Here is a 25240-nt window from a genome sequence, read left to right on the forward strand (position 1 = left end):
CCGACGTTTGCCGCGCCGGCCCTCGGGTACGCCGCGATCATCGTCGGGCATCCTCAAGACAGCGGGAGTCAGCGACTCGGCGAGCCGCCTACCGTGAGGAACTCCCGTGACCACCCCCCACTCGCGCACGTCCACCGCACCCACCCGCACCCCGGTCCAGAAGGCGGCGCTGGCTGTCGGCGCCGTCTTCCTGCTGGTGGGCATCCTCGGATTCATCCCCGGCATCACGACGAACTACGACCAGCTGACGTTCGCCGGGCATCATTCCGAGGCCGCCCTGCTGGGCATCTTCAACGTGTCGGTGCTGCACAACCTGGTGCATCTGGCGTTCGGTGTGGCCGGCATCGCGTTGGCCCGGACATTCAACGCCGCGCGCGGGTACCTCATCGGCGGTGGCGCGATCTACCTGGTGCTGTTCCTGTACGGACTGGTGATCGACCACCACAGCGCGATGAACTTCGTTCCGGTCAACGACGCCGACAACTGGCTGCACCTCGGGCTGGCACTCGGCATGCTGGGCCTCGGCGCCATCCTGGGCCGACGCAACGAGAACAGCCTCGGGCTGGTGTGACCTGTTCAAACTCTGTGGAGCTAAGGGGAATCGAACCCCTGACCTTCTCGATGCGAACGAGACGCGCTACCAACTGCGCTATAGCCCCTTGACCGGATAGGAGGCTACCAGGAACACCCGCGGCAGCCGAAACCGGTGGCTATTGTCCGGCCGCGCGGGGCAGGTCGTAGTGCCGGGAGAAGGACGTGTACTCGAGGTGTTCGAAGATCGGGTCCTCGTCGTCGATGTCGAGCACGGCGGCACCGGGCCGGCGCAGCCGCGACGGCACGACGTCGAAATCGCCGTCCTCGGTGTTCTCCACGCCCAGCCGGGACCGCATCATCCGCTGTGCGCGTCGACGGCGCAGCTGCTCCTCGATGCGCGTCTGACGGCGCAGGTAGGCCAGGTAGAGCACGGTGACGGCACCGGTCAGCCCGGCCAGCCACCACAGCGTCGGCGCGACCACGAGCGCCAGCACGACCGCGAGCAGCAGCGTCACCGACATGCCGAGCAGCATCCGCTTGCGGAACGTGTACTTGCGGGCGCTGACGGCCTGCGCGGTCTTGGACTCGTAGCGGTTGCGGCGGGCGGCGGCCATCGACTCGGCCAGCGCAGGCTCATCGTCGTCGACCAGACCGTCCTCGGCCTCCAGCCCGGAGGTGTCCTCGACGTACTCGTAGTCGTCGTCGCGCAGGTCGTCGGCTGCGGCGGCCGGCTCGGCAACCTCATCCTCGGCCACCGTCGCGGGCGCCGGCTCGGGTGCTGCCTCGTCGGCGCCGAAATCCAGTGTCAGCTCGTCGGTCTCGGGCTCATCGGCGGTGTCGGCGCGCAGCGAGCCGACCGGCAACGCGCCGGAGTCCTCATCGACGACGTCGACGTCCAGGTACGGCGACTCGGCGGGCTCCTCGGTGGCGGCGGCCAGCACGACGGCCCGCTTGCGCGCCTTGGGCTCATCGTCGAGCTCGGCCTCCAGGTCGGCGTCGAACTCGTCGGCGGCCGCCGGCTTCCAGTCCGGATCGCTGACGTGACCGGCGCTGGCCCGAGGGCGGCGCAGTCGCGCATTGCGGCCCGAATTGAGCACCCGGGTCGCCAATGCGACATCGCTTGTGCGCCGGACGTTGTCGCGCTTGCTCACCAACATCGGCACCAGCACGAAAAGCCAGAGAACGACGAGCGAGATCCACAGTAGAGATTGGGGGATGCTTGGCATGATGCCTGCTCCTTTCCCCTTCAGGCTAGGTCCGTGACCTGCGCATCCATCTGCGGCGCGCCGAGGTCAATTACACACCTGTAATTCTCTGGATACAAGCACCATCAGCCACATAAGTCACACGAGTAACAATTGGTATCGCTGGATCACGCAATTTCGGGGTATTTGCCCCCGCGCGAACCCCGGGTACGCGAGTTTCGCCGAAATGTCAGGCCCAGTTGGCCCGGCCGGCCCGCACCAGCATCGACGCGACCGACCCGTCGACCTCCTCGATGGTGATACCCACCAGCAGATGGTCGCGCCACGCGCCGTCGACGTCGAGGTAGCGCTTGAGCAGGCCCTCCTCCCGGAACCCGGCCTTGGCGAGCACCGCCCGGCTGGCCACGTTCTCCGGCCGCACGGTGGCCTCCACCCGGTGCAGCATCACCGGGCCGAACGCATGGTCCAGCCCGAGCGCCAGAGCGGCGGTGGCCACCCCGGCGCCGTTGAACTGCTTGGTCACCCAATAGCCGATCCACGCCGAGCGCAGCGCGCCGTGCGTGACGTTGCCGATGGTGAGCTGGCCGGCGAACTGCCCGTCCAACTCGATGACGAACGGCAGCATCCGACCGCGGCGTGCCTCCCCGCGCAGACCCGAGCACACCGCGGGCCACGACGAAAGAGCATGCCGCGCTTCCCAACTCACCTCCGAGCTGGGTTCCCACGGCTCCAGGTGGGCGCGCTCGGCGAGCCGCAGCCTGCTCCACTGGGCGCCGTCGCGCAGCCGCACCGGGCGCAGCGTCACCACCCCGGCCGGCACGCGGAGCGGCCCCACCGGGACCGGCCAGCCCGGGTGTGCGGGACTGGTACGCCAGCGGTTCACGCGCCCACGGCCGTCAGCCGCGTTGCGCCAGGAAGGCGACGTCGACGACCTCGCCGGTACGAACCTGCTCGGCCTCACTGGGCACGATCACCAGACAGTTCGCCTCGGCGAGCGTGGCGAGCAGATGCGAGGACGCGCCCGGCGCGCCGCCGAGTGCCTGCACCAGATACTCCCCGGTGTCCTGGTCGCGCATCAGCTGGCCGCGCAGATACCCCTTGCGACCGGCGACCGAGGTGATCGGCGCCAGCGTGCGGGCCTGGATGACGCGGCGCAGCGGCTGGCGCTTGCCCAGCGACATCCGGATCAACGGACGCACCATCACCTCGAAGACCACCAGCGCACTCACCGGGTTGGCGGGCAGCAGGAACACCGGCACACCGTCGCGACCGAGCTGCCCGAAGCCCTGCACCGACCCCGGGTGCATGGCGATGCGGGCGACCTCCATCTCGCCGAGTTCGGCGAGCACGGCCCGCACCGATTCGGCCGCCGCTCCCCCGACCGCACCCGCGATGACGACCACCTCGGATCGACTGATCTGGCCCTCGACCACCTCACGCAACGCGGCGGGATCGGTGTCGACGATCCCGACCCGGTTGACCTCGGCCCCGGCATCGCGACCGGCCGCGGCCAGCGCGTAGGAGTTCACGTCGTAGACCTGGCCGTTGCCGGGCGTGCGCGACACGTCGACCAGTTCACCGCCGACCGAGAGGACCGACATCCGCGGCCGGGGGTGCACCATGACCTTGTCGCGTCCGACCGCGGCCAGCAGACCGACCTGCGCGGCGCCGATGATCGTCCCGGCGCGCACCGCGACATCGCCGGGTTGCACGTCATCGCCGGTGCGCCGGACGTAGGCCCCGGACCGGACCCCGCGCAGCACGCGCACCCGGGACTGGCCACCGTCGGTCCAGCGCAGGGGCAGCACCGCATCGGCCAGGGTGGGCATCGGCGCGCCGGTCTGCACCCGGGCGGCCTGGCGCGGCTGCAGCCTGCTCGGGGTGCGCGCGCCGGCCTCGATCTCGCCGACCACCGGCAGGCTGACCTCCCGGTTCAGCCCGTCATCATCGGTGCCACCGACCGACAGCACATCGACGCTGCGGACGGCGTATCCGTCGATCGCGGCCTGATCGAACCCGGGCAGCGGCCGTTCGGTGACGACCTCCTCCGCACACATCAGACCCTGGGATTCGGCGATCGCCACGCGCACCGGCCGCGGAGCCACCGCAGCGGCCGCTACTCGAGCCTGCTGCTCCTCAACCGAACGCACTGCATGCCTTTCTCCGCTTCGAAGACCCGCCGTGCGTCGTCAGTTCCCGGCCAGGCCCAATCGCTCGACCAACCAGCGCCGGAGTTCCGGTCCGTAGTCGTCGCGCTCTAGCGCAAAGTCAACCGCAGCCTTGAGGTAGCCGCCGGGATTTCCCAAGTCGTGTCGGGAGCCGCGGTGCACCACGACGTGGACCGGATGGCCCTCCTCGATCAGCAGCGCGATGGCATCGGTGAGCTGGATCTCGCCGCCGACGCCCCGGTCGACGCGGCGCAGGGCGTCGAAGATCGCCCGGTCCAGCACGTAGCGCCCGGCCGCGGCGTAGGGCGAGGGCGCATCCTCGGCCTTGGGCTTCTCGACCATGCCGTTGACCTTGAGCACATTGGGGTTGGCCGCGTCGGGCACGACCTCGACATCGAAGACGCCATAGGCGCTGATCTCGTCGCCGGGCACCTCGATGGCACACAGCACCGAACCGCCACGCTTGGCGCGGACCTTGCTCATCGTCTCCAGCACGCCGGTCGGCAGCACCAGGTCATCGGGCAGCAGCACGGCGATGGCGTCCTCGTCGGGCGCCAGCTTCTCCTCGACGCAACCGACCGCATGGCCCAGGCCCAGTGGCTCGGCCTGCACCACCGACTCGACCTTGATCAACGCCGGCGCGCGACGCACCTTCTCCAACATCACGTGCTTGCCGCGGGCCTCCAGCGTGCCCTCCAGGATGAGGTCCTCGACGAAGTGCGCGACGACGCCGTCCTTGCCCTCGGAGGTGATGATGATCAGCCGCTCGCCCCCGGCCTCGGCCGCCTCGGCGGCCACCAGCTCGATGCCGGGGGTGTCCACCACCGGCAGCAGTTCCTTGGGGACCGTCTTGGTCGCCGGGAGAAAACGGGTCCCCAGACCGGCCGCGGGAACGACTGCCGTCCGCGGAATCGGTACCTGTGCCTGTGTCATCGTTGACACAGTAATGCCCGTTGGAGGTTCAGGCGAAGGGTGTGGGCGCAAACGTGGCAACTCTGCCGAAACCGGCACTGCGATCGAAGATCCTCGCGGCTCGCCGGGCCCTCGCCGACCGTGACCGCGAGCGCGAAACGCGGTCGCTGCAAACGCAAATAACCGAACTTACCGCCGGCGCGGACACCGTGGTCGCCTACATCCCGGTGGGGTCCGAACCCGGTGCGGGCAGCGCGGGGGTACCCCTGTTGGACAACCTCACCGGCGTGCGGATCCTGCTGCCGATCGCGCGCACCGGCCGGCCCATGCAGTGGGCGCCGTACCGGCCCGGCGAATTGGTGTCCGCACCGTTCGGGTTGCGCGAACCAGCGCGGCCGTGGCTGCCACCGGAGGCCATCGCCGAGGCACACATCCTGCTGGTGCCCGCGCTCGCCGTGGCCCGGGACGGCACCCGACTGGGGCGCGGTGCGGGTTTCTACGACCGCGCGCTGGGGCTGGCGGACCCGGCCGCCCGGCGGATCGCGGTGGTGCGCGACGACGAACTGCTCGACGCGCTACCCGTCGAACCCCACGACGTGCCGATGACGCACGCGCTCACCCCCGGCCTCGGCCTGGTGCCCGTCGGGGGCGCGGGCCGGGAATGACCGGGGCCACATAGCGGTTCTGGCACTTGAGCCGGTAGAGTGCCAATTAGTTTGACTGTCTCGGAGGGTGTCGTGCCTACCTATTCCTATGCGTGTACCGAGTGTGACAATCGGTTCGACGTGGTCCAGGCGTTCAGTGACGATTCGCTGACGGCCTGCCCCAAGTGCAACGGACGGCTACGCAAGTTGTTCGGCAAGGTCGGCGTCGTCTTCAAGGGCAGCGGGTTCTACCGCACCGACAGCCGCGATTCGTCGTCGTCGAGCAGCAGCTCCAAGAGCAGTGACAGCTCCTCGTCGACCTCGTCGACATCGTCGTCGAGCTCCTCGGACTCCGGATCGTCGTCGAGCTCGAGCACGTCCTCGACGTCGTCCTCGTCCTCCTCGTCTCCCAGCTCCACGCCGGCCGCCGCGTCCAGCTGATCGAAGTTATCCACAGGCGGTAGAAGTCCTGCTGCCGTCACGCCCCGCACCGGCCTAGCGTGGCCGGATGGGGGAATCGCTGAATCCGAGTGCGCTGTCGCGGCTGCGCGCGGCGCTGCGTCCCGACTGGACACGGACGGTCGCCGCCCGCCGGGTCGCCGCCGGACTTCTCGTGCTGCTCGCCGCCGTGGCCGCGCTACGGCCCGACCCGGCCGGTGAGCGCGCCGATGTGGTGGTTGCCGCGGGCGACCTGGTCCCCGGGATTCCCCTGACCGCGACCGACGTGATGCTGGAATCACGTTTGGCGACAACGATTCCCGAGGGCGCGCAGACCGAAGTAACGGAGGTGCTCGGCGCCCACCTGACCGCGCCCGCCCGCCGCGGGGAGGTGCTCACCGACGTCCGACTGCTCGGCAGCAGGCTGACCGAGGCCACCGCGGGACCGGACGCGCGCATCGTGCCCATCGCACTGGCCGATGAGGCGCTGGTCGAGCTGATCCGTCCCGGCGACGTCGTGGATGTGCTGGCCGTCGGTGACGCCGATGCCCGACCCGAGGTGATCGCCACCCGGGCGGTGGTGGCCATGGTCTCCGCGGAACCGGGCGGGCCCGCCCAGCGGGTGGTGCTCGTCGTCCTGCCCCGGCCGGCGGCCAACGCGGTCGCCGGCGCCGCCCTCACCGGACAGATCACGGTCACATTTCACTGAGCCGCCGCCGGTCGGGTGCTCGGTTAGTGTTTTCGCTTACTGGCTGAACCGCACACTGCTGGAAGGGTCCCCGCAATGCTCAAAGGTTTCAAAGAGTTCCTGCTCCGCGGCAACATCGTCGACCTGTCGGTCGCGGTGGTCATCGGCACCGCCTTCACGGCGCTGGTCACCAGCTTCACCGACAGCATCCTGCAACCGCTGATCGACCGCATCGGAGCGGGCGAGGGTTCAGATTACGGCATTTTGCGCATCCCCATCGGCGGTGAGCAGACCATCGATCTCAACGTGCTGTTGTCGGCGACCATCAACTTCGTCCTGGTGGCCGCCGTCATCTACTTCGTGATCGTGTTGCCGTTCAGCAAGTTCCGCAAGAAGGAAGAGGAGACGGTCGAGGCCGAGGTGGTGCTGCTGACCGAGATCCGCGATCTGCTGGCCCAGCGGCCGGGCCCGACGGCCGGGCAGCGCCTGGACCCCGACGTGCCGAACGCCACGACCTGAGCGTCCAGAAACGCGAAACGCCCGGCTGATATCAGCCGGGCGTTTTGCGTATGTCGGTCAGATGATGATCACCAGTCGCCGATCGGCGGGCTGAAGATGAACGCGCCGTTGGCGGCCAGGTTGAACGGTGCGGCCTTGGTGCCGGGCACCGCCTTGACCGTATCCACGTGCACCCCCTCGCCCTGCGCGTGCACGATGCCGGCGTCGGCATTACGGGTGTCACCGAACCCGCGGGCCTCGCCGTAGTCGGCGACGCGCAGCGCGTCGTCGTCGATCAGGATGGCCTGCCGGCTGGTGACGTACGGCGAGGGAGCCGACTCCTGGACCTCGGCCCCGACGGTACCGGCTCCCAGCCCGGCGAGCACCATCGCTCCCGCGAACGAACCGACACCGAGCACCGCGAGCTTCTTCGACGAGGCCATGTCCACCACTTTCGACAGCTGTTTCCCAGAGTTAACATCTGGTACCCAAATAGTAGCGCGCGTAATACACCGAGGTTGCCGCTTGGGCGGCAACAGCAAAGCGCCCGGCCGGATGGTCCGGCCGGGCGCTCGCTGTGTAAGTGGTGTCGCTACGCGGTTGTCACCAGTCGCCGATGGGCGGGCTGAAGACGAATGCGCCGTTGGCCTCCAGGTTGAACGGCGCCGCGGTGGTACCCGGCACCGCCTTGACGGTGTCGACGTGCACCCCCTCACCTTGGGCGTGCACGATGCCGGCGTCGGCACTGCGGGTGTCACCGAAGCCCCGGGCCTCGCCGTAGTCGGCGACGCGCAGCGCGTTGTCGTCGACCAGCAGCGCCTGCCGGCTGGTGACATACGGCGCCGGTGCGGACTCCTGCACCTCGGCGCTGGCCGTCCCGGCGCTCAGACCCGCGAACGCGGCGCCCATGGCGGCGGCGCCGAGCGCAACGGCGGCCGGCTTCTTGACGTTCCGAAAGCGCCCGATCGTATGCGTGGCCATTCGGCTTTCCTCTCTGCTGTGCAAGTGTGTGGTTCGAGATGGGCCGGTGTGCGGCTCATGGGTTGAAGACCCAGTACGCCGACGATCCTTACATGTCGGCTCGTGGTCTGCAGTGCAACGTGGCTGCGAGACGAAACAGGCGACCCCCTGGTCATCTCCAAGAGGCCGCCTGTTCCACAGCCAGTTACTACAGGGCGAACGTCAGTTCATGTTCCAGGGCTCGCCGTAGGTGGTCACGCTGTCACCCTCGGCCGCGATCAGACGAGCGTAGGGACGCAGCAGCACACCACCGGCAGCACCGGTCACCGTGCCATGAGCATTCGACACCGCCACAGCACCCTCGGCACCGGCCACCTCAGCAGAGAAGGTCGCCACTTCCTGGATACCGGGGCCATTGCCCAGATCGGCACTGATCGACGCACCCGGGAACAGCGGCGGGGTCACGATCGCCGGAATCACATCGAAGTCCAGGCCCGCGGGGCCGAGCGTGCCGTAGTCCTGACCGTCGAACGCGATGTTCGGAGTGGTGTAGCTGAAGTTGATACCCACACCCAGCGACCACGGGAAACCAACCTGGTAACCCAGCTCCAACGTGCCCTCGAAGTCCTCGGCACCCGGGCCGGCCACGATGTACTTCGCCTTACCCGAGTGGAACCACTCACGGGTCAGCCGGTTGCGATCCAACGGGAACACACCATTGAGGAACGTGTCCCACTGCTGAATGGTCAGCGTCCGGTCCTTGCCATCCACGAGGCTGAGCTCGTTGTCCAGACCTGCGTTCGAGGTGCCCGTGCTCACGAACATCGCCGCGATAGCCGCGATCATCGCGAGAAACACCCGACTGAATGCCTTCATGTTCTCCCTAACTCGGCGAGCCCGTTGAGAGCCGATCGTGTGAGCGGATCTGAGAAATCCACACGCTGTTCTCACCGTTCGCTAATTGTTGACGGGTGAAATTTAGCGGGGCGGCACCGGCCCGGCAACGCGTGCGGTGATGTGTCACCTACGTGCGGGTGGCGGGATCAAAGTTTGCTGGCTCGGCGGGGTCGACGACGACGGGCGGGAATGTAACGGTTGTCGGCCGGAAGCGCGCGCGCAACCTCGAATACCGTCCCAGGACCAACCACGCGGCACCGCCGGTCAGATAAAAGTCCTGGTCAAACCGACAACGTACGTGATCCGCAGCGCCGTGTACGCGCCACTGGTCAGTGGCACTGTCACCAGCAGGGCACCGTTTCCGAGTCGGAGCGGACCACCTACGCGTTAGCCACGCTCCATCCGACCGTGTCGTTACAGTGACAAAGACCACATTTTTCCCGGGAATTGTTCATCCCGCGTTTACTTTCACCACTGAGAACAATGCGGTGACCTGCATGGATAAGCCTGTCAGACGGACGCGCGAAAACTGTGTGGCACCCGGGCGTCCTGGCTCGTCAACATCGACCGGGCAGGCCACCGCGGGCTGCGCAAGCGGTTATCGGACATCGCCGGACCGTCGTTTGCCGACCAGCCCGGATTGCTCCTCCGACCGGGTGCCGGGCGCTGCGCAGCAAAACACCCGGCCGGTGAACCGGCCGGGTGTCTTTGTCGAAACGAGGTTATCGCGTTGTCACCAGTCGCCGATGGGCGGGCTGAAGACGAATGCGCCGTTGGCCTCCAGGTTGAACGGCGCGGCCTTGGTGCCGGGCACCGCCTTGACGGTGTCGACGTGCACACCCTCGCCCTGCGCGTGCACGATGCCGGCGTCGGCGTTGCGGGTGTCACCGAACCCGCGGGCCTCGCCGTAGTCGGCGACGCGCAGCGCGTTGTCATCGATCAGGATGGCCTGCCGGCTGGTGACATACGGCGCGGGCGCCGACTCCTGAACCTCGGCACTTGCGGTGGCGGCGCCGAGGCCGGCCAGCAGTGTGGCGCCGGCGAACGAACCGATGCCGACGACCGCGATCTTGGTGAATGCAGCCATGAATTTCAGCCTTCCGTTCTTGTGGGGTCCCGGTGGCACCATGTGGCCCGCCTGCCGGAGCGCGGACCACATGGTGACGTCGGATCAGGGGCGAACGGTCAGTTCATGTTCCAGGGCTCGCCGTAGGTGGTCACGCTGTCACCCTCGGCCGCGATCAGACGAGCGTAGGGACGCAGCAGCACACCACCGGCAGCACCGGTCACCGTGCCATGAGCATTCGACACCGCCACAGCACCCTCGGCACCGGCCACCTCAGCAGAGAAGGTCGCCACTTCCTGGATACCGGGGCCATTGCCCAGATCGGCGCTGATCGACGCACCCGGGAACAGCGGCGGGGTCACGATCGCCGGAATCACATCGAAGTCAATGCCCGCAGGACCGGCGTAGCCGTAGTCCTGACCGTCGAACGCGATGTTCGGAGTGGTGTAGCTGAAGTTGATACCCACACCCAGCGACCACGGGAAACCAACCTGGTAACCCAGCTCCAACGTGCCCTCGAAGTCCTCGGCACCCGGGCCGGCCACGATGTACTTCGCCTTACCCGAGTGGAACCACTCACGGGTCAGCCGGTTGCGATCCAACGGGAACACACCATTGAGGAACGTGTCCCACTGCTGAATGGTCAGCGTCCGGTCCTTGCCATCCACGAGGCTGAGCTCGTTGTCCAGACCTGCGTTCGAGGTGCCCGTGCTCACGAACATCGCCGCGATAGCCGCGATCATCGCGAGAAACACCCGACTGAATGCCTTCATGTTCTCCCTAAGCTGTGCCGACGGTTTTGTCCACCGTGTTGTTGATGTGCCACCCCGGCCCTAAACCGGAACTTCACACCTCGCAAGAGCTGCATGTGATCGGAATTAGAAACTCCACATTTAGTTCTTACGATTTACTCATCGTTGACATCGAGCAACATAACGGTGCGGCATCCACGCGGCAATGCGTGCGGGTTTTCGGCTCGGCACCCGGCCACACTTCCTGCCGGTTTGCTGGGATTGCAGTGCCGGTGACCTGTGAACCGCGCCGGCAGCGGAGCAAGATACTGCTCTCAGCTTTGCCGCGCATGTCGGGACAAACACCGAGAACGGCTGGAATCAGGAAGATTCCAGCCGTTCTCGGCGAAAACACTGCTCAGCCGTGGTGGGGCGGCACGTTGTCGCGCAGCCAGCGATCCCGGTCGCCGCTTTCCTCGCGATGATCGCTGTCGCGCTCATCCCGGGTGGTACTGGGAAGTTCCTCTCCGAAGACCGCGTTAACTGCATCGCGCGACGGACGTCCAGACGCGGTCACAGCAACCCGAACCCTGTGACGAACGTCACTTTTTCGATGGGAAGGATGTTCACCTGGCTGTAACCCGGCCACCCGGGGAAGGGTGCACGGACCTGCATGATTGCCATATTTCGACCATGCACCCGGGCGTCAGATGTCCAGTCGGGACAGCTGGCCGATCACCTGAACCGCGAGCGGGCCGAGCGTCGCCATCCCGTCGCGCACCGCGGCTCGCGAGCCGGCGATGTTCACCACCAGCGTGCTGCCCGAGATACCGGCCAGACCGCGGGACACGCCGGCGTCCACAATGCCGGCGGACAGCCCCGATGCGCGCAGCGCCTCGGAGATGCCGAGCAGCTCACGATCGAGCAATTCGACGGTGGCCTCCGGGGTGACATCGCGCGGACTGACCCCGGTACCACCGACCGAGATCACCAGGTCGACCCCGCCGATCACCGCGGTGTTCAACGCGTTGCGGATCTCGACCTCGTCGGCCGACACGACGACCACGCCGTCGACCAGGAATCCGCTCTCCCCGAGCAGCTCGGTGACCAGCGGTCCGCTGTGATCTTCTTCGTCCCCGTGCGCCGTGCGGTCGTCGACGACGACCACGAGCGCGCGACCGACCAAATCCCCTGCCTGTTCCATGCCTGCCACCGTATATCCGGACGACGACAGGGTTGCAGACAAGGTCGCCGCCAGCTCGGTGACCGTCTCCGGCGGCAGCGTCACCTCGCGGGTCACTGGGCGGCCTTACCGAGCGTCACGTCCATCGTCTGGGAGCCGCCGGGACCGTCGAAGGTCAAGGTCACCTTGGTGCCGGGGGCCTTGGAGCGCACGGCCGCCACCAGCGCGTCGGCGCTGTTGATCACCCGGTCGTCGACCTTGGTCACCACGACGCCGCTGGGCAGGCCGGCGGCTGCGGCCGCACCACCCTGGGTCACCTCGACGATCTTGGCGCCGTCCACCGAGGCGTCGTTACCGACCTGCACGCCCAGCGAGGCGTGCGAGGCGGTGCCACTCTGCACCAGCTCGTCGGCGATGCGCTTGGCCTGATCCACCGGGATGGCGAAGCCCAGCCCGATCGAACCGCTCTGCGACGCACCGGACTCCCCGCCCAGGGTGGCGATCGCCGAGTTCACGCCGACCAGCTCACCGTTCATGTTGACCAGCGCGCCACCGGAGTTTCCGGGGTTGATGGCGGCATCGGTCTGGATGGCGTCCAGCACGGTGTTCTGATTGCGGCTGTCCCCGCCGGCGGCCACCGGTCGGTTCAACGCGCTGACGATGCCGACGGTGACCGTGCCCTCCAGGCCGAGCGGCGAACCGATCGCCACCACGTCCTGGCCGACCCGCAGATCCGCCGAGGAGCCCAGCGCGATCGGGGTCAGATCGGAGACGCCCTCAGCCCGGACCACGGCGATGTCACTGCTCGGATCGGTACCGACGACCCGGAACGGCGCGGTGCGGCCGTCGGCGAAGGTCACCTTGGTCTGCGGCCGACCGCCCGGTGTGTCCCCGGTGGCGACCACGTGGTTGTTGGTGAGGATCAGCCCGTCGCTGGACAGGATGATGCCCGACCCCTCTTCGGAGGCCCGGCCCAGGTTGGTCTCCAGCTTCACCACGCTGGGCACCACCTTGGCCGCGACCTGCTCGACCGATCCGGCCGGCACGCTGGCCGCCGGCTGGCCGGGGGTCGCGCCGCTGCTGCTGGAGAAGCTGGTGGTCGGCGAATCCGGGGCGGCCAGCAGGGCCACCCCGCCACCGATACCCGCCGACACCACCGCGATGGCGACCGCACCGGCGGTCAAAACGCCTGCGCGGGAACGCTTCTGGGGACCCGCCGGCGGAGTCTGCGCCGGCCGGTACGGATCGTACTGCGGCCGGGGCTGCTGGCCGTGCTGCTGATGGGGTTGGGGCTGCTGGGCGTACCGCCAGTCATAGGGCTGCGAGTAACCACCGGTGTAGCCCGTGGACCGCGCCTCATAGCCGGGCTCATAGCCGCCCGGTTGGGACGGAGGCGGGGTGTACCTCGGGTGGTTCGTCATAAGTCTCGGCGCTCTCTCTTCTCAGCGGTTCGGTTACTACGTACAACGCGTCGGCCAGGCTCACAGTGCCGAATCGGGCTGAGAATCCACTTAGAGAAATACCCGCCTGACCCCCGTGAATTACCCAAGAATTCCCCCCACGGTTTCGTCCGCACCGTCAATTGTGGGTGCCCACACCCGCCGCGTCCAACGCTCAGTCCCCGCGTGTCGGCACCGGGGCGGTCGCCGCACCACCGTCACCGTCGGGCAACACCCGCCGGCCGGGCAGCACGATGCGCACCGAGGTGCCGGTCGGGTCACCGCCGGGCACGGCCTCTTCCACGGAGAGGGTGCCACCGTGTTTGAGCACAACCTGTTTGACGATCGCGAGCCCGAGGCCCGATCCCGGCATGGCCCGCGCCGAGGTGGACCGGTAGAAGCGCTCGAACACCAGGTCGCGTTCGTGCGGCGGGATTCCGGGTCCGTAATCGGTGATGGCCAGTTCGGCATGCAGGGCGTCACGCTGCCACAGCCGGACCAGCACCCGGCCATCGGGCGGACTCCACTTGGCGGCATTGTCGAGTACGTTGAGGACCGCCCGCGACAGGCCGGCGGCGTCACCGTCGACCTGCCAGTCGATCAACTGGACGTCGAAGTCAATGTCGTTGCGGCGGCGCCGGACTCGCTCCAGCGCCCGGTCCACCACATCGGGCAGGTCGACCTTCTCCCGGATCAGCACACCGGCATCGTCGCGGGTGAGGTCCACCAAATCGCCGACCAGCGTGGACAATTCCTCGATCTGGGCGATCACGTCGGCCTGCAGCTCGGCCATCTCGCCGTCGGGCAACCGCGGCGCCCCCGGGGCCATCGCCGCCATCAGCAGCTCGACATTGGTGCGCAGCGAGGTCAGCGGGGTACGCAACTCGTGCCCGGCATCGGTGACCAGGCGGGCCTGGCGCTCCCGGGATTCCGCGAGCGCGCGCAACATCATGTTGAAGGCGTCGGTGAGCCGGGCCAGCTCATCGGTGCCGACCACCGGGATGGGGCGCAGATCATCGGTCCGGGCGACGCGTTCGGCGGCCTGGGTCAGCCTGGCCACCGGCCGCAGCCCCGCGCGGGCCACCATGCCACCGGAGATGGCGGCCACCGCCATGCCGGAGGCACCGACGATCGCCAGCACCGTACCGAGGCGGTTGAGCAGCGCCAGGGTGGGTGCCAGGCTCTTGGAGATCAACAGCGAATTACCGTCGGCCAGGTGCACGGCCAGTACCCGCTGATTGTTGGCGGTGCGCAGCGACATCAGCAGATCGCCCTGCACCACCGCCTTCTCGGGCGCCCCCAGCGGAAGCGTCTGCCCCTGTTGGTTGGCGGTGTAGATGTAGCGGCCCGGGCTGACCAGCATCGCGTTCACATCGGAGTAGGCGGTGCCCTCGATCGCCTTACCGGGATCGGCGGCCAGCGAGCCACTCTCGATCAGCAACTGGGCCCGGCTGTGCAGCTGGGTGTCGATATCGTCGTAGACCGAGCGCGACACCACGGCGTACACCGCGACGGCCATCAGCACGACGACCATGGCCACCATCGACATCGCCAGCAGCATCACGCGCCAGCGCAGCGAGACCGCGCTGACGTTGCGGGTGTAGCGGCGCGGGGTCGGGCCGTCGGCATCTCGCCGGGGTAGCGGGCGCAGCCTCAGTTTCACGGCGGAGTTTCGCGCAGCACGTACCCGACGCCGCGCACGGTGTGGATCAACCGGGGTTCACCCTCGGCCTCGGTCTTGCGACGCAGGTAGCCGACGTAGACCTCCAGCGCGTTTCCCGATGTCGGGAAGTCGAAGCCCCACACCTCTTCCAGGATGCGACTGCGGGTCAGCACCCGGCGGGGATTGGCGATCAGCATCTCCAGCAGCGAGAACTCGGTGCGGGTGAGGCTGATGGCGCGATCACCACGGGTGACCTCGCGGGTCACCGGGTCCAGGCTCAGATCGGAAAAGGTGAGCGCGCGGTTGTCGGCGGTCTCCTCCGGGGCCGCCCGCCGGCGCAACAACGCCCGCATCCGCGCCAACAGTTCCTCCAGCGCGAACGGCTTGGGCAGATAGTCGTCGGCTCCGGCGTCCAGGCCGGCGACCCGCTCGGACACCGAATCGCGGGCGGTCAGGACCAGGATGGGCAGATCGTCACCGGTGCTGCGCAGATGCCTGCACACCTCGAGGCCGTCCAGCCTGGGCATCATGACATCGAGAACCAAGGCGTCCGGTCGGTCGCTGGAGATGGCCTCCAGGGCTTCGACACCGTCTTGCGCGAGCTCGACGGAGTAACCATTGAAAGAGAGCGACCGGCGCAGGGACTCGCGCACCGCGCGATCGTCGTCAACGACAAGAATGCGCACAGCCACAGTGTCGCCCCTCCATCTGAGAGCGACCTGAGAGGCGCGCCGTCCTACTTGCGGTCGAGGTCGACCAGACCCAGGCGGGCGGCCTTGAGCAGGCGACGCGGCACCTTGCGCTGGGCGCCGGCGACGGTGACGTTGACCAGGCCGGTGGCCTCGGTCTTCCACTGCGCGCGGCGGCTACGGGTGTTCGAGCGCGACATCCGGCGCTTGGGCACAGCCATGTTCGAGATCTCCTCTTGCGGGGTTTCCGCCGCGCAGCAACAGCGACGGCAATGTGCAGTACAGGATAGCCCGCACCGCGGGATGCCTCCAAACCGCCGAATCGGCGCCACCGGCTGAGCCAGACTGGGGCGGCGGCCGGATCGGGCCCGACCCCTTGACTCGATACCGCCGGTACCGACTAATCTACTGACCGGTTGGTCGGAGAAGCGATGGGAGTGCGGGTGGCGTCGGAAGCGGTGCGGATCGGCAACTGCTCGGGCTTCTACGGGGACCGCATGTCGGCGATGCGCGAGATGCTCGAGGGCGGCGAACTCGACTATCTGACCGGCGACTACCTCGCCGAGCTCACCATGCTCATCCTGGCACGTGACCGCGCCCGCAACGCCGACCTCGGCTACGCCAAGACGTTCCTGCGCCAGCTGGAGGCCAATCTGGGGCTCGCGCTGGACCGCGGGGTGAAGATCGTCGCGAACGCCGGCGGGCTCAACCCGGCCGGCCTGGCCGCCGCCGTCCGCGAACTCGCCGGCCGGCTTGGACTCACGGTGAACGTCGCCCATGTCGAAGGTGACGACCTGGTGGGCCGGGCCGAGGAGCTCGGGTTCGGAAGCGTGCTCTCGGCCAACGCGTACCTCGGCGCCTGGGGCATCGTCGACTGTCTGCAGTCCGGGGCCGATGTCGTGGTCACCGGCCGGGTCACCGACGCCTCGGTGATCGTCGGCCCGGCCGCCGCCCACTTCGGCTGGACGGCCACCGACCACGACGCGCTGGCCGGTGCCGTCGCCGCCGGACACATCATCGAATGCGGCACCCAGGCCACCGGTGGCAACTACGCCTTCTTCCCGCCGGATCTGGACCACCCGGGGTTTCCGATCGCCGAGATCGGCGCCGACGGCTCCGCGGTCATCACCAAGCATCCTGGCACCGGCGGGCTGGTCGACACCGGCACCGTCACCGCCCAACTGCTCTACGAGATCACCGGCGCCCGGTACGCCAACCCCGACGTGACACTGCGGATGGATTCGGTGACCCTGCACCAGGACGGGCCCGACCGGGTGCGGGTCTCCGGTGCGCGCGGCGAGGCCCCACCGCCGACACTCAAGGTGTCACTGAACAGCATCGGCGGCTTCCGCAACGCGACCACGTTCGTGCTCACCGGGCTGGACATCGAGGCCAAGGCCGCGCTGGTGCGCCGCCAGCTCGAAGGAGCGCTGAAAACCCTTCCGGCCGAACTGGAATGGACGCTGGCGCGCACCGATCACGCCGATGCCGACACCGAGGAGGCGGCCAGCGCGCTGCTGCACTGCGTGGTCCGCGACCCCGACCCGGCCGTCGTGGGACGCCAATTTTCTTCTGCCGGTGTCGAACTCGCTCTCGCCAGCTATCCGGGCTTCACCGCGACCGCGCCCCCGGGCGACGGCCAGGTGTACGGGATCTTCACCCCGGGATACGTCGACGCCGCCGAGGTGCCCCACATCGCGGTGCACGCCGACGGCACCCGCGTCCCGATCGCCCCGGCGGCCGACACCCGCGAACTGGCCGCGGTGGCCGATCCCGCACTGCCCGCCCCGCCCGCCGTCGGCCCCACCGTCCGCGCACCGTTGGGCCGCATCATCGGCGCCCGCAGCGGTGACAAGGGCGGATCGGCGAATGTCGGCGTCTGGGTGCGTACGCAGGAGCAATGGGCTTGGCTGGCGCACTTTCTGACCGTCGACAAGGTGCGCGAACTGTTGCCCGAGACTTCCGCCCTGCCGGTCACCCGGCATGTACTGCCCAACCTGCGTGCCGTGAACTTCGTCATCGACGACATCCTGGGGCGCGGCGTGGCCTACCAGGCACGGTTCGACCCCCAGGCCAAGGGTCTCGGCGAATGGCTGAGATCCCGATATGTCGACATCCCGGAGGAGTTGTTGTGATGAGGACGAGCCTGTGACCAGCATCTGGCACGGCCCCGAACGCGAGGATCTACGAAAGACCGTGCGGGCCTTCGCCGAACGCGAGATCCTGCCGCACGTCGACGAATGGGAACGCGTCGGCGAACTGCCCCGCGAGCTGCACCTGGCGGCCGGTGCCGCGGGACTGCTCGGCGCGCCGTACCCCGAAGCGGTCGGCGGCGGCGGTGGTGACAGCGCCGACGCGGTGATCATCTGCGAGGAGTTGCACCAGGCCGGTGTGCCCGGCGGGGTGTTCGCCTCGCTGTTCACCTGCGGCATCTCGGTACCGCACATGATCGCCTCGGGCGACCAGCGGCTGATCGAGACCTACGTGCGTCCGACGCTGAGCGGCGAGCTCATCGGATCGCTGGCCATCACCGAACCCGGGGGCGGATCCGATGTCGGGCATCTGACGACGAGGGCGGTGCGGGACGGCTCAGGAGACGAGTTCGTGGTCAACGGCGCCAAGACCTACATCACCTCCGGCGTGCGCGCCGACTATGTGGTGACCGCGGTGCGCACCGGCGGCCCGGGTGCCGCGGGGGTGTCGCTGCTGGTGGTCGACAAGAACTCCGAAGGCTTCGAGGTCAGCCGCAAGCTGGAGAAGATGGGCTGGCGGTCCAGCGATACCGCCGAACTGTCCTACACCGACGTGCGGGTGCCCGCCGCGAACCTGGTGGGCGCGGAGAACACCGGCTTCCTCCAGATCGCCGGCGCGTTCGTCAGCGAGCGGGTCGGACTGGCCGCGCAGGCCTACGCCAGTGCGCAGCGCTGCCTGGACCTGACCGTGCAGTGGTGCCGCGACCGCGAGACGTTCGGCAGACCGCTCATCACCCGGCAGGCCGTGCAGAACACGTTGGCCGACATGGCCCGTCGCATCGACGTCGCCCGCGTCTACACCCATCGGCTGGTGGAACGCGAGATGGCCGGTGAGTCCAATCTGATCACCGAGGTGTGCTTCGCCAAGAACACCGCCGTCGAGGCCGGCGAATGGGTGGCGAACCAGGCGGTCCAGTTGTTCGGCGGGATGGGCTATATGGCCGAATCCGAGGTGGAGCGCCAATACCGCGATATGCGCATCCTGGGTATCGGCGGGGGCACCTCCGAGATCCTGACCTCGCTGGCCGCCAAGACGCTGGGGTTCCAATGACACGCCTGAAGTCCACCCTGGACCCGCGCTCGCCGGCCTACGCCGAGGCCGCCGAGGCGATGACGACCAAGTTGACCGAACTGGCGACCGAGCACGAGCGCAGCCTCGCCGGCGGTGGCGCCAAATACGTCGACCGTCACCACGCCCGCGGCAAGCTGACCGCGCGGGAACGTGTCGAGCTGTTGGTCGACCCCGACTCCCCGTTCCTGGAGCTGAGCCCGCTGGCCGCGTGGGGCAGCGACTTCACCGTCGGCGCCAGCGTCGTCACGGGTATCGGCGCCGTCGAGGGCACCGAATGCCTGATCGTCGCCAACGACCCGACGGTCAAGGGCGGCACCAGCAATCCGTGGACGCTCAAGAAGATCCTGCGCGCCAATCAGATTGCGATGGAGAACCGGCTGCCGGTCATCTCCCTGGTGGAATCCGGTGGTGCCGACCTGCCCACCCAGAAGGAGATCTTCATCCCGGGCGGGCAGATGTTCCGCGACCTGACCCGGCTCTCGGCGGCAGGCATCCCGACCGTCGCGCTGGTCTTCGGCAACTCCACCGCCGGCGGCGCCTACGTCCCGGGCATGTCCGACCACGTCGTGATGATCCGGGACCGCTCCAAGGTGTTCCTGGCCGGCCCGCCGTTGGTCAAGATGGCCACCGGCGAGGAATCCGATGACGAGTCGCTCGGCGGGGCCGAGATGCACGCCCGCACATCGGGTCTGGGCGACTACCTGGCCAACGACGAACTGGATGCCATCCGCATCGGTCGCCGCGTCGTGGCGCGGCTGAACTGGCGCAAACAGGGACCGGCGCCGCGGCCGGTCACCGAACCCGAGTACGACGCCGAGGAACTGCTCGGCATCGTCGGCGCCGACCTGCGCATCCCCTTCGACCCGCGCGACGTGATCGCCCGTATCGTCGACGGCTCCGACTTCGACGAGTTCAAACCGCTGTACGGCTCGTCGCTGGTCACCGGATGGGCCACGCTGTACGGCTACCCGGTCGGCATCCTGGCCAATGCGCGCGGGGTGCTGTTCTCCGAGGAGTCCCAGAAGGCCACCCAGTTCATCCAGCTGGCCAACCGGTCCGACACCCCACTGCTGTTCCTGCACAACACCACCGGCTACATGGTGGGCCGGGCGTACGAGGAGGGCGGGATGATCAAGCACGGATCGATGATGATCAACGCCGTCTCCAACTCCACGGTGCCGCACATCTCGCTGCTGATCGGCGCCTCGTACGGTGCCGGGCACTACGGCATGTGCGGGCGCGCCTACGACCCACGATTCCTGTTCGCCTGGCCGAGTTCCAAGTCCGCGGTGATGGGCGGCACCCAGCTGGCCGGTGTGCTCTCGATCGTCAGTCGGGCCGCCGCCGAGGCGCGCGGTCAGCAGGTCGACGAGGCCGCCGACGCCGCCCTGCGCGCCGCGGTCGAGGCGCAGATCGAGGCCGAGTCGTTGCCGATGTTCCTATCCGGGCGGCTCTACGACGACGGGGTGATCGACCCGCGCGATACCCGCACCGTGCTGGGAATGTGCCTGTCCGCCATCGCCAGTGGCCCGATCGAGGGGACGTCGAACTTCGGCGTCTTCCGGATGTAGGAGGTTGCGATGAGCGCCTGCGCGAAGAGCAGAGAGCACAGCGATGATTCATAAGATTCTCGTCGCCAACCGTGGTGAGATCGCCCGCCGGGTGTTCACCACCTGCCGTCGCCTCGGCATCGGGACCGTCGCGGTGTACACCGATCCCGACGCCGACGCCCCGCATGTCGCCGAGGCCGACGTCCGGGTCCGGCTCGAGGGCCGTAACGGCTATCTCGATGCCGCCCAGCTGATCACCGCGGCGCGCACCGCCGGTGCCGACGCGGTGCACCCGGGTTACGGGTTCCTCTCCGAGAACCCCGATTTCGCCGCGGCGGTGCAGGACGCCGGGCTGACCTGGATCGGACCGCCGGTGCCCGCCGTGCAGGCCATGGGCTCCAAGATCGAGGCCAAGAAGCTGATGGCCGCCGCCGGTGTGCCGGTGCTAGCCGAGCTGGACCCCGACTCGGTCACCGCCGACCAGCTGCCGGTGCTGATCAAGGCGTCCGCCGGTGGCGGCGGCCGCGGCATGCGGGTGGTGCGCGACCTGTCCGCGCTGCCGGCCGAGGTGGCCGCGGCCCAACGCGAGGCGCAGTCGGCATTCGGTGATCCGACCGTCTTCTGCGAGCGCTACCTGACCGCCGGTCATCACATCGAGGTGCAGGTGATGGCCGACGGGCACGGCACCGTGTGGGCCGTGGGTGAGCGGGAGTGCTCGATCCAGCGTCGGCACCAGAAGGTGATCGAGGAGGCGCCGTCCCCGCTGGTCGAGCGGACTCCGGGCATGCGGGACAAGCTCTTCGATGCCGCCCGGCTGGCCGCCGGCGCGATCGGTTACACCGGCGCGGGCACCGTCGAGTTCATGGCCGACGGACACGGTGACTTCTTCTTCCTGGAGATGAACACCCGGCTGCAGGTGGAGCATCCGGTCACCGAGGAGACCACCGGCCTGGACCTGGTGGCGTTGCAGATCGACGTCGCCGACGGCGCCCGCCTGCCCACCCAGCCCCCGCCGGCCCGCGGGCATGCGATCGAGGCCCGGCTGTACGCCGAGGATCCGGCCAAGGACTGGCAGCCCCAGGCCGGCGCGCTGCACCGATTCGCCGTGCCGGCCGCGCGCGCCGAGTTCGACACGCTGGGCCGCACGGGCGTGCGACTGGATTCCGGTGTGGTCGACGGATCGGTGATCTCGGTGTTCTACGACCCGATGCTGGCCAAGGTGATCTCCTTCGCCGCCACCCGGGAGCGGGCCGCCGCCGTCCTGGCCGAGTCGCTGTCCCGCGCCGTGATCCACGGCCCGGGCACCAATCGCGACCTGCTGGTCAACGTGTTGCGCCATCCGGCATTCATCGCCGGCGACACCGACACCGCCTTCTTCGACACCCACGGGCTGGTCCAACTGGCCGCCGGCAGGGACATCAGCGCGCTCGCGGCACTGGCCGCCGCAATTGCCGACGCCGCGCACAACCGGGCCACCGCACGGGCTTTCGGCCCCGCACCGAGTGGATGGCGCAACCTGTTCTCCGGCTACCAGTCCCGCACATTCCGCGATGCCGATGACCGGGAGCACCTGGTCCGCTACCGCTTCGGGCGCGGCGGGGTCGAGGTGCCCGACCGCGATGACGTCGCCGTGGTGTCGAGCGGCCCGGCGCGCGTGGTGTTAGCGGTCGAGGGCGCCGAGCACGCCTTCGACGTCGCCCGCTACGGCGCAGAGGTGTTCGTCGACTCGGCGCTGGGCACGGCCCGGCTGACCGGGCTGCCGCGGTTCCCCGATCCGGATGCGGCGGTGGCGCACGGATCACTGCTGGCCCCGATGCCCGGATCGGTGGTCCGGGTGGGCGCCGCCGCCGGTGACACCGTCACCGCGGGCCAACCGTTGATCTGGCTGGAGGCGATGAAGATGGAGCACACCATCGCCGCACCGGGTGACGGCGTGCTCGCCGAACTCAATGTGCAGGCCGGCCAACAGGTCGAGGTCGGCACCGTGCTCGCCCGTATCCACGGTCCGGAGTCGGGCCCAGAAAAGGAGATGTCATGACCGGATTCATCGAAACCGAGGAGCAGCAGGCGCTGCGCAAGGCCGTCGCCGCGATGGCCGCCAACTACGGCCAGGACTACTACCTGGAGAAGGCCCGCGCCGGACAGCACACCGACGAATTATGGTCGGAGGCAGGCAAACTGGGCTTCATCGGGGTGAACCTGCCCGAAGAGTACGGCGGCGGTGGCGCCGGCATGTACGAGTTGTCGATGGTGATGGAGGAGATGTCGGCGGGCGGTTGTCCGCTGCTGATGATGGTGGTCTCCCCCGCCATCAACGGCACCATCATCTCCAAGTTCGGCACCGAGGAGCAGAAGAAGCACTGGGTCACCGGTATCGCCGACGGTTCGATCACCATGGCGTTCGCCATCACCGAACCCGACGCCGGGTCCAACAGCCACAAGATCACCACCACCGCGCGCCGCGACGGCAGTGACTGGATCCTGTCGGGTCAGAAGGTCTACATCTCCGGTGTCGACCAGGCGCAGGCCATCCTGGTCGTCGGCCGCACCGAGGACCACAAGACGGGCAACCTGAAGCCGGCCCTGTTCGTGGTGCCGACCGACACCCCGGGCCTGTCCTGGACCAAGATCGAGATGGAGATCCTCAGTCCCGAATACCAGTTCCAGGTCTTCCTCGACGAGGTGCGCCTGCCGTCGGACGCACTCGTCGGCTCCGAGGACGCCGCGATCGCCCAGTTGTTCGCCGGGCTGAATCCCGAGCGCATCATGGGGGCGGCCAGTGCGGTCGGGATGGGCCGGTTCGCCATCGGCAAGGCCACCGAGTACGTCAAGACCCGCCAGGTGTGGAAGACGCCGATCGGTGCGCACCAGGGCATCGCGCACCCGTTGGCGCAGAACCACATCGAGATCGAGCTGGCGAAGCTGATGATGCAGAAGGCGGCCGCGCTGTACGACAGCGGTGACGACTTCGGTGCCGCCGAGTCGGCGAACATGGCCAAGTACGCCGCCGGTGAGGCGTCGGTGCGCGCGGTCGACCAGGCCGTGCAGTCCCTGGGCGGCAACGGGTTGACCAAGGAGTACGGCATCGCCTCGGTGCTGACGGCGTCCCGCCTGGCGCGTATCGCGCCGGTGAGCCGCGAGATGATCCTGAACTTCGTGGCGCAGACCTCGCTCGGCCTGCCCAGGTCGTACTGACGAAGGGACCTCAAGCGATGTCGGTCGATTACGCGGTCGAGGGTCGGGTCGCGCGCCTGACACTGAACTCCCCGCACAACCACAACGCGCTGTCCACCGCGCTCGTCGAACAACTCCACCAGGGATTCGCCGACGCCGCGGCCGCCGATGTGCGGGCCGTGGTGCTCGGCCACACCGGCACGACGTTCTGTGCGGGCGCCGACCTGTCCGAGGCGGCCGGCCGGGATCCGGGTGATGTGGCGGTCGACCGGGCCCGCGAGATGACCCGGCTGCTGCGCGCGATCCTGGAGCTGCCGGTCCCGGTGATCGCGGCCGTCGACGGGCACGTGCGGGCCGGCGGCATGGGCCTTCTCGGCGCCTGCGATATCGCGGTGGCCGGGCCGTCGAGCACATTCGCCCTGACCGAGGCGCGGATCGGGGTGGCGCCGTCGATCATCTCGCTGACGCTGCTGCCGAGGCTCTCCGCGCGCGCCGCCGGTCGGTACTTCCTCACCGGGGAGAAGTTCGGACCGGCCGAGGCTGCGGACATCGGACTGATCACCATGGCCGCCGATGACGTCGGCACCACCGTCGCCGGACTCACCGCGAACATCGCGAAGGCCTCGCCGCAGGGGCTGGCGGTGTCCAAGGCGCTCACCACCGCGGCGGTGCTGGCCGACTTCGACGCGCACGCCGAGCGGCTCACCGAGCAATCTGCGCGGCTGTTCGTCTCCGACGAGGCGCGCGAGGGCATGCTCGCCTTCCTGCAGAAACGTCAGCCGTCGTGGGCGTGACGGCGCCGCGACCGTTTGCCAGACCGGCACCCCAGCGGGGATGTTTGCCGTAGCAGTTTTGCCCACGAGCTTGCATTCAGCAGTATGCGTCGTAGGCTCGTCACCGATGAGCACCTCAGCCGCCGAACCCGGTTCGCCCCGAGCCGGCGATGCCGATCGGGCGCAGGCTGCCCAGCTGCTCACCGATGCCGCCGCGCAGGGTCGGCTCAGCATCGACGAGTACGAGCAGCGCTTGGCCAAGGCCTATGCCGCCACCACGCACGGCGAGCTCGCACGGCTGTCGGCGGACCTGCCCGACTTCGCGACCACCTCGAATTGCGGACCCCGCAAGCCCGCGCCATCGACGCTGCTCCTGGCCATTCTGAGTGGGTTCGAACGGCGCGGCCGGTGGAACGTCCCGAAGCGGCTGACATCGTTCGCGTTGTTCGGCGGCGGTGTCATCGATCTGCGGTATGCCGACTTCACCTCACCCGATGTGGAGATCCACTCGATCTCGATCTTCGGCGGTCAGACCATCCTGGTGCCGCCGGAGGTGAACGTCGCGATCCGGGGCCACGGGGTGATGGGTTCCTTCGATCACGTCGGCGAGCAGGGCACACCGGGCGCCCCGCGGGTCACCATCCGCGGCTTCTCGCTGTGGGGCAGCGTCGGTATCAAACGCAAGAAGCGCAAGAACACCTGAA

Annotated in this window: 26 protein-coding genes and 1 tRNA gene; 12 read left to right on the forward strand and 15 right to left on the reverse strand. The window is 68.5% G+C overall.

All coding sequences use genetic code 11. The features are described 5' to 3' along the window. Positions 1–106: 106 nt before the first annotated feature. Entirely contained in the window at positions 107–571 is a 465-nt protein-coding gene (locus BST17_RS11615; protein ID WP_083058028.1) for a DUF4383 domain-containing protein, read from the forward strand. A 15-nt stretch (positions 572–586) separates the two neighbouring features. On the opposite strand, the gene BST17_RS11620 is transcribed toward BST17_RS11615, so the two are convergent. The 5 genes from BST17_RS11620 to BST17_RS11640 all read right to left on the reverse strand — a co-directional run bounded on the left by BST17_RS11620 (position 587) and on the right by BST17_RS11640 (position 4840). Further along, a tRNA-Ala gene (locus BST17_RS11620) sits at positions 587–659 on the reverse strand. A gap of 51 nt (positions 660–710) precedes the next feature. Then, positions 711–1760, reverse strand: coding sequence for a divisome protein SepX/GlpR (sepX, locus tag BST17_RS11625; protein WP_083058029.1), 1050 nt, complete (start codon positions 1758–1760; stop codon positions 711–713). A gap of 208 nt (positions 1761–1968) precedes the next feature. Next, a complete protein-coding gene (locus BST17_RS11630) occupies positions 1969–2622 on the reverse strand; it encodes a GNAT family N-acetyltransferase (RefSeq protein ID WP_083058031.1) in 654 nt (217 codons plus the stop codon). 13 nt (positions 2623–2635) lie between these two features. Further along, positions 2636–3889, reverse strand: a complete 1254-nt coding sequence (glp, locus tag BST17_RS11635) for a molybdotransferase-like divisome protein Glp (RefSeq protein ID WP_083058033.1) — start codon at positions 3887–3889, stop codon at positions 2636–2638. A gap of 39 nt (positions 3890–3928) precedes the next feature. After that, on the reverse strand, positions 3929–4840 hold the full coding sequence (locus BST17_RS11640) for a UTP--glucose-1-phosphate uridylyltransferase (RefSeq protein WP_083058034.1): 912 nt from the start codon (positions 4838–4840) through the stop codon (positions 3929–3931). Between the two features lie 53 nt (positions 4841–4893). On the opposite strand from BST17_RS11640, the gene BST17_RS11645 reads away from it, so the two are divergent. The 4 genes from BST17_RS11645 to mscL all read left to right on the forward strand — a co-directional run bounded on the left by BST17_RS11645 (position 4894) and on the right by mscL (position 7108). Next, positions 4894–5484, forward strand: a complete 591-nt coding sequence (locus BST17_RS11645) for a 5-formyltetrahydrofolate cyclo-ligase (protein WP_083058271.1) — start codon at positions 4894–4896, stop codon at positions 5482–5484. 72 nt (positions 5485–5556) lie between these two features. Further along, the gene (locus BST17_RS11650) at positions 5557–5904 is read left to right on the forward strand and encodes an FmdB family zinc ribbon protein (protein ID WP_083058036.1); all 348 of its coding nucleotides are present in this window, start codon (positions 5557–5559) and stop codon (positions 5902–5904) included. A 67-nt stretch (positions 5905–5971) separates the two neighbouring features. Then, positions 5972–6610, forward strand: coding sequence for an SAF domain-containing protein (locus tag BST17_RS11655; protein ID WP_083058038.1), 639 nt, complete (start codon positions 5972–5974; stop codon positions 6608–6610). A 75-nt stretch (positions 6611–6685) separates the two neighbouring features. Next, positions 6686–7108, forward strand: coding sequence for a large-conductance mechanosensitive channel protein MscL (mscL, locus tag BST17_RS11660; RefSeq protein ID WP_083058039.1), 423 nt, complete (start codon positions 6686–6688; stop codon positions 7106–7108). Between the two features lie 68 nt (positions 7109–7176). Here mscL and BST17_RS11665 read toward each other — a convergent pair whose 3' ends face one another. From BST17_RS11665 to rpmF, 10 genes are all read right to left on the reverse strand, one after another. Continuing rightward, positions 7177–7530 (reverse strand): hypothetical protein, encoded by a 354-nt coding sequence (locus tag BST17_RS11665; RefSeq protein ID WP_083058273.1) that lies wholly within the window; start codon positions 7528–7530, stop codon positions 7177–7179. A 160-nt stretch (positions 7531–7690) separates the two neighbouring features. After that, positions 7691–8068 (reverse strand): hypothetical protein, encoded by a 378-nt coding sequence (locus BST17_RS11670; RefSeq protein ID WP_083058041.1) that lies wholly within the window; start codon positions 8066–8068, stop codon positions 7691–7693. 201 nt (positions 8069–8269) lie between these two features. After that, on the reverse strand, positions 8270–8923 hold the full coding sequence (locus BST17_RS11675; RefSeq protein ID WP_083058042.1) for a porin MspA: 654 nt from the start codon (positions 8921–8923) through the stop codon (positions 8270–8272). Between the two features lie 754 nt (positions 8924–9677). Continuing rightward, entirely contained in the window at positions 9678–10031 is a 354-nt protein-coding gene (locus tag BST17_RS11680) for a hypothetical protein (protein WP_083058275.1), read from the reverse strand. Between the two features lie 98 nt (positions 10032–10129). Further along, on the reverse strand, positions 10130–10783 hold the full coding sequence (locus BST17_RS11685; protein WP_083058044.1) for a porin MspA: 654 nt from the start codon (positions 10781–10783) through the stop codon (positions 10130–10132). A gap of 664 nt (positions 10784–11447) precedes the next feature. After that, positions 11448–11945, reverse strand: a complete 498-nt coding sequence (locus BST17_RS11690; protein WP_083058277.1) for a MogA/MoaB family molybdenum cofactor biosynthesis protein — start codon at positions 11943–11945, stop codon at positions 11448–11450. Between the two features lie 92 nt (positions 11946–12037). Then, complete coding sequence (locus tag BST17_RS11695; RefSeq protein ID WP_083058045.1) at positions 12038–13345, reverse strand: S1C family serine protease; 1308 nt, start codon at positions 13343–13345, stop codon at positions 12038–12040. Between the two features lie 193 nt (positions 13346–13538). Continuing rightward, entirely contained in the window at positions 13539–14924 is a 1386-nt protein-coding gene (locus BST17_RS11700; protein ID WP_234807654.1) for a HAMP domain-containing sensor histidine kinase, read from the reverse strand. Between the two features lie 98 nt (positions 14925–15022). Then, positions 15023–15712 carry a response regulator transcription factor gene (locus tag BST17_RS11705; RefSeq protein ID WP_083058047.1) on the reverse strand — a complete coding sequence of 230 codons (690 nt, stop codon included), beginning with the start codon at positions 15710–15712 and terminating at the stop codon, positions 15023–15025. Between the two features lie 50 nt (positions 15713–15762). Beyond that, entirely contained in the window at positions 15763–15936 is a 174-nt protein-coding gene (gene rpmF, locus BST17_RS11710) for a 50S ribosomal protein L32 (RefSeq protein WP_083058048.1), read from the reverse strand. A 210-nt stretch (positions 15937–16146) separates the two neighbouring features. Here rpmF and BST17_RS11715 point away from each other — a divergent pair, with 210 nt between their 5' ends. The 7 genes from BST17_RS11715 to BST17_RS11745 all read left to right on the forward strand — a co-directional run bounded on the left by BST17_RS11715 (position 16147) and on the right by BST17_RS11745 (position 25239). Beyond that, positions 16147–17850, forward strand: a complete 1704-nt coding sequence (locus BST17_RS11715; RefSeq protein WP_083058050.1) for an acyclic terpene utilization AtuA family protein — start codon at positions 16147–16149, stop codon at positions 17848–17850. Positions 17851–17863: 13 nt separating this feature from the next. Beyond that, positions 17864–19018, forward strand: a complete 1155-nt coding sequence (locus tag BST17_RS11720; RefSeq protein WP_234807641.1) for an acyl-CoA dehydrogenase family protein — start codon at positions 17864–17866, stop codon at positions 19016–19018. Continuing rightward, positions 19015–20610: an acyl-CoA carboxylase subunit beta gene (locus BST17_RS11725; RefSeq protein WP_083058053.1), complete on the forward strand. Its 1596-nt coding sequence runs from the start codon at positions 19015–19017 to the stop codon at positions 20608–20610. Before BST17_RS11720 ends, BST17_RS11725 begins: the two co-directional genes overlap by 4 nt. 43 nt (positions 20611–20653) lie before the next feature. After that, positions 20654–22627: an ATP-binding protein gene (locus tag BST17_RS11730; protein WP_083058054.1), complete on the forward strand. Its 1974-nt coding sequence runs from the start codon at positions 20654–20656 to the stop codon at positions 22625–22627. Next, the gene (locus BST17_RS11735; RefSeq protein WP_083058056.1) at positions 22624–23784 is read left to right on the forward strand and encodes an acyl-CoA dehydrogenase family protein; all 1161 of its coding nucleotides are present in this window, start codon (positions 22624–22626) and stop codon (positions 23782–23784) included. Before BST17_RS11730 ends, BST17_RS11735 begins: the two co-directional genes overlap by 4 nt. Before the next feature lie 17 nt (positions 23785–23801). Next, positions 23802–24557, forward strand: coding sequence for an enoyl-CoA hydratase family protein (locus tag BST17_RS11740; RefSeq protein WP_083058057.1), 756 nt, complete (start codon positions 23802–23804; stop codon positions 24555–24557). Between the two features lie 106 nt (positions 24558–24663). Beyond that, complete coding sequence (locus tag BST17_RS11745) at positions 24664–25239, forward strand: DUF1707 SHOCT-like domain-containing protein (protein WP_083058059.1); 576 nt, start codon at positions 24664–24666, stop codon at positions 25237–25239. Position 25240 lies beyond the last annotated feature (1 nt).

The organism is Mycolicibacterium bacteremicum (genome assembly GCF_002086115.1).
Classification (GTDB): Bacteria; Actinomycetota; Actinomycetes; order Mycobacteriales; family Mycobacteriaceae; genus Mycobacterium; species Mycobacterium bacteremicum.

Coding starts and splice junctions, on each gene's coding strand:
- BST17_RS11735 (WP_083058056.1), top strand. CDS start 22,624: ATGACCGGATTCATCGAAACCGAGGAGCAGCAGGCGCTGCGCAAGGCC.
- BST17_RS11740 (WP_083058057.1), top strand. CDS start 23,802: ATGTCGGTCGATTACGCGGTCGAGGGTCGGGTCGCGCGCCTGACACTG.
- BST17_RS11665 (WP_083058273.1), bottom strand. CDS start 7,530: ATGGCCTCGTCGAAGAAGCTCGCGGTGCTCGGTGTCGGTTCGTTCGCG.
- BST17_RS11725 (WP_083058053.1), top strand. CDS start 19,015: ATGACACGCCTGAAGTCCACCCTGGACCCGCGCTCGCCGGCCTACGCC.
- BST17_RS11640 (WP_083058034.1), bottom strand. CDS start 4,840: ATGACACAGGCACAGGTACCGATTCCGCGGACGGCAGTCGTTCCCGCG.
- sepX (WP_083058029.1), bottom strand. CDS start 1,760: ATGCCAAGCATCCCCCAATCTCTACTGTGGATCTCGCTCGTCGTTCTC.
- BST17_RS11745 (WP_083058059.1), top strand. CDS start 24,664: ATGAGCACCTCAGCCGCCGAACCCGGTTCGCCCCGAGCCGGCGATGCC.
- BST17_RS11690 (WP_083058277.1), bottom strand. CDS start 11,945: ATGGAACAGGCAGGGGATTTGGTCGGTCGCGCGCTCGTGGTCGTCGTC.
- BST17_RS11685 (WP_083058044.1), bottom strand. CDS start 10,783: ATGAAGGCATTCAGTCGGGTGTTTCTCGCGATGATCGCGGCTATCGCG.
- BST17_RS11715 (WP_083058050.1), top strand. CDS start 16,147: ATGGGAGTGCGGGTGGCGTCGGAAGCGGTGCGGATCGGCAACTGCTCG.
- BST17_RS11680 (WP_083058275.1), bottom strand. CDS start 10,031: ATGGCTGCATTCACCAAGATCGCGGTCGTCGGCATCGGTTCGTTCGCC.
- rpmF (WP_083058048.1), bottom strand. CDS start 15,936: ATGGCTGTGCCCAAGCGCCGGATGTCGCGCTCGAACACCCGTAGCCGC.
- mscL (WP_083058039.1), top strand. CDS start 6,686: ATGCTCAAAGGTTTCAAAGAGTTCCTGCTCCGCGGCAACATCGTCGAC.
- BST17_RS11670 (WP_083058041.1), bottom strand. CDS start 8,068: ATGGCCACGCATACGATCGGGCGCTTTCGGAACGTCAAGAAGCCGGCC.
- BST17_RS11655 (WP_083058038.1), top strand. CDS start 5,972: ATGGGGGAATCGCTGAATCCGAGTGCGCTGTCGCGGCTGCGCGCGGCG.
- BST17_RS11675 (WP_083058042.1), bottom strand. CDS start 8,923: ATGAAGGCATTCAGTCGGGTGTTTCTCGCGATGATCGCGGCTATCGCG.
- BST17_RS11700 (WP_234807654.1), bottom strand. CDS start 14,924: ATGCTGCTGGCGATGTCGATGGTGGCCATGGTCGTCGTGCTGATGGCC.
- BST17_RS11695 (WP_083058045.1), bottom strand. CDS start 13,345: ATGACGAACCACCCGAGGTACACCCCGCCTCCGTCCCAACCGGGCGGC.
- BST17_RS11730 (WP_083058054.1), top strand. CDS start 20,654: ATGATTCATAAGATTCTCGTCGCCAACCGTGGTGAGATCGCCCGCCGG.